A 3,504-nucleotide genomic window follows, 5' to 3' on the forward strand; every position below is an offset into this window, starting at 1 on the left:
CGCTATGAAAAAGGCAGTAGCTCGGGGCAACGTTATCACTATGACAGTGACCACCGCATTATCTCGGTGGATATCGACCAAGGGCCCTTAGGGTATCAGCGAGCGGAATACTGCTACGATATTTTAGGGCGCCGGATTGAAAAACGGTTATGGAAAGCCAGTGCGATTGCCAACACAGTCACCTATCACCAACATGAGCCGGATGAAGTATACACCTTTGGCTGGGTAGGGATGCGACTGGTGTCTGAGAACAGCAGCGCAACGCCCCATACCACGGTTTATCATGCTTACAATGACCAAAGTTATACCCCTCTTGCCCGCATTGAATGTACGGATAACCCGCTTAATCCGCAACGGGCGATTTATTATACGCACAGCAGTTTAAGAGGCTTACCGGAAGCGTTGACCAACAGTGAGGGTGAAATAGTCTGGCAAGGGCAATACAGTGCTTGGGGGCATTTACAGCGTCAAACCCGCCCCACAAGCACATTTAATCGTGAACAGAACCTGCGTTTTCAAGGGCAGTATTTCGACAAAGACAAATTTGTCGGGAACAAATTTGAACAGCGCTTGCGCTGGCCCGTAGGGCGAGTATCAGGATGATACGAGTATACTGGCCTGCATTATAATACGTTCAGGTACTATGCCCCGGATTTAGGCCGTTTTACCCAACAAGACCCAATAGGGTTGGCAGGGGGCATAAACTTATATGCTTATGCGCCAAATCCATTGACATGGGTGGATCCGTGGGGATTACTTGATGAAAACACCTTTATTCATTATACGGATAAAGCTGGTTTTGACAGTATAATGAAAACTGGTGTTTTGAATCCTAATAGCCAAGGGAAAGTCTATGTAACCGACATATTAATGATACCTGATGATGTTACACGAAATCTCCTCATCAATAATCCTAAGTATGTAGGACGTGGTGATTATGCGATTATATTTAAAGTTGATTCTGTGCAACTGAATAATATTAATAAAGTTTCTGAATTTGAGTATATTCATTCAGGTAAATTGAAAATGAAGGAAATCTTACATGCCGGAAAAAACCCATATTCTATTGTGTCACATATAGATTATGAAACACGCAATAAAATGACTAATAACCAACTCAATGCTAGGAGTAAATGCGGTGGTTGAACATATAGAAAGTAAAACTATAGATATTACGCAGGATGAAGTTAATGCATTAAAAAAACTAATAATGTACGTTAAATTTTCTTGTGAAGAAAATGAGTCGCTACAATATGCAAGTAGTTATTCAATTAATAGTTTTTTTGATAAATTAATTGACATTGATTGCTTTGGAAAAGCAGCCAAGGAGTTTTATAGTAAGAGGAATATTAATAACGAAAATTTTATCACAAAGAAAATCAATGATGATCAAGAGAAAAGTATAAATAAAATGGATGAAAGTGTATTACAAGAAGTATTTAAAGAAGCACTTCATCCTTTTAAGATTAAATAAATTAAACAAAGCCGGAAGGGATTGAAGTGACCCCCAATAGTTGGACAACCAATTACTGGGGCTCTTTTTATGTCAAAATACATCCACGATTTAAAAATCATCATTGCCAACCAATGTTTAGCGGGAGAAACATCTCGGAAACTTTCTAAAATATATTCTATCTCTTCACGCCAAATTCGATATTGGGCTCAAGTTGTTGCCATTCATGGCAATAATACATTCTTACCAACACCCCATTTTCGCTGTAGCCATGGACCAATTTTTGCGTTCGCTATCTCAACATCCAATTCAAGGTTTTGAGCGCGAAGTTCCGCCTTAAATGGCACGATAAAGCTATTTTTTAGGTAATGGTTAAAACGCTCTACTTTGTCTTTCGTTTTGGCCCGATAAGGCTGGCAAGCGGTCAACTTAAAACTATAATTTTTTGACATCTGAAGCATTTCAACATGCAGTTTATGTTCACCTTTAGCATAAGCGTCTCGCTTGACAATGAGGGCTTTGGCGTTATCACAAAGTACTTGTTGAAGCACGCCCCCAAAGTAATCGAACGCTTCTTTTAACCCCTGTTGCCAAGTGCTGGCTCGTTCATTATCAAAGAACTTGACGTAACAAGCTCGGGAATAGCCCAGTGTCGCCACGAACGCTTTTAGCTTCTGTTTACTTCGGCGAATAGTGGTGAAATCAATCTGCATCTGCTGACCGAGAGGCGTTTCAAAACGCACAATCGGCTCAGGTGCAATAATGGGTTTAAACTGGTAAACGAAACGACGCAATTGCGCAATCCTGCACCTTGATATCCCCTTTGACAAAGTTCATCAAACAAGATAGTTGCAGGGATCCAGTCGGGTTTAGCCAGTTGGATGTGTTGGATTAAGTACGGCTCAAATGGCACTAATTTGGTCTGTTTGGGTGCGCGTCGAGTATACGTTGGCATCGGTTCCTGCTGTAAATGGTGTTTAACAGTATTGCGGGAAATACCCAGTTCACGGGCAATTTTTTGGATGCTTTGACCTTGTGTAAAGCGAACATGAATATCCACAAATATCTCCTTGGTTATCATAAATTCCCCGTACAAAATGTACGGATAATACCAAGTGGATCAGTTTTGCATGATCAGTGATACTGTGAATGAAAGGATTATTAGGGCTGATAAAGAAGGAGGTAAACAAGGGGTAATAGATACATTATCTGAAATTCGAGAAATCCTATCCTCTGCTAGTAGAAATGCTAAATGGAAAACTATATTATGATTAATAAAGTCTATTATTTAAAATCAGATTTGGAAAACTATAGTTCTTTTATTCAAAATTATCCTGATGGAGAAGAAAGTATAATAGGGAGAGCGATGGATCAGCGATGGTCTAAATTTACTGATGACTATACTGCAATTTCATTAGAGTTAAATTCCAATGATTTTGGAAGAAAGAATTATAAATTTGATTTTAGTAGTTTTTTGTCGCCATTTATGGTTTTTAGTGAAGATGCATTGGTGTCTTTATCTGATATTTTGAGTTCAAGAGGACAAGTATTACCCGTTAAGACTGAGAGCAAACGGAAGAAATTTGTTGGTTATTATCCAACTAATTCACTTTCAGGATGTTTTGACAGAACAAATTCTATTTATCGGGAATATCCCAATGGATTAATGATTGAGAAGCCAGTTCTCATAAAAAATAACATTACTGATGAGTATCTATTTACTATTGATGAGGATATTAGCCGAATCTTTGTTACGGATAAATTTAAACAAAGAGTAGAAGATGCAGGTTTAATGGCTTTCGATTTTTCAGTGGAAATAGAATTATCGTAAAAATAAAAAAGAAAGTAAAATTTTTCAATTATTGACTAACCAGTTACTAGACTTTTTGTGTCAAAAAAAGTCGTGATTTAAAAATTATCGTTACTAGTCAATATTTAGCAGGTAATGGTTATGAAAGTCTGTGTCTGTATTTCGCTTTACCATTATCAGACAATGAACCTGAGTGGCGAGTGGTTGAGCACTGGCTTAAAGACGGTAAACGCTGTTTAGA

At 38.3% G+C, this 3,504-nt stretch carries 5 protein-coding genes; 4 read left to right on the top strand and 1 reads right to left on the bottom strand.

Features of this window, described 5'->3' with window-relative positions; all coding sequences use genetic code 11:
- The 3 genes from AACQ49_RS09060 to AACQ49_RS09070 all read left to right on the top strand — a co-directional run.
- A partial coding sequence (locus AACQ49_RS09060) for an RHS domain-containing protein (RefSeq protein ID WP_237612788.1) occupies positions 1-603 on the top strand: 603 nt, incomplete at its 5' end.
- Positions 604-618: 15 nt separating this feature from the next.
- The gene (locus AACQ49_RS09065; protein ID WP_193222889.1) at positions 619-1,146 is read left to right on the top strand and encodes an RHS repeat-associated core domain-containing protein; all 528 of its coding nucleotides are present in this window, start codon (positions 619-621) and stop codon (positions 1,144-1,146) included.
- Positions 1,139-1,474 carry a hypothetical protein gene (locus AACQ49_RS09070; protein WP_049202934.1) on the top strand — a complete coding sequence of 112 codons (336 nt, stop codon included), beginning with the start codon at positions 1,139-1,141 and terminating at the stop codon, positions 1,472-1,474. Before AACQ49_RS09065 ends, AACQ49_RS09070 begins: the two co-directional genes overlap by 8 nt.
- A gap of 203 nt (positions 1,475-1,677) precedes the next feature.
- Here AACQ49_RS09070 and istA read toward each other — a convergent pair whose 3' ends face one another.
- The gene (istA, locus tag AACQ49_RS09075) at positions 1,678-2,247 is read right to left on the bottom strand and encodes an IS21 family transposase (RefSeq protein WP_080974161.1); all 570 of its coding nucleotides are present in this window, start codon (positions 2,245-2,247) and stop codon (positions 1,678-1,680) included.
- 473 nt (positions 2,248-2,720) lie between these two features.
- Here istA and AACQ49_RS09080 point away from each other — a divergent pair, with 473 nt between their 5' ends.
- Positions 2,721-3,284 (top strand): hypothetical protein, encoded by a 564-nt coding sequence (locus AACQ49_RS09080; protein WP_161778817.1) that lies wholly within the window; start codon positions 2,721-2,723, stop codon positions 3,282-3,284.
- Positions 3,285-3,504: the final 220 nt, after the last annotated feature.

The sequence above is a fragment of the Proteus sp. G2675 genome (assembly GCF_963886535.1).
In the GTDB taxonomy this organism is placed as follows: domain Bacteria; phylum Pseudomonadota; class Gammaproteobacteria; order Enterobacterales; family Enterobacteriaceae; genus Proteus; species Proteus mirabilis.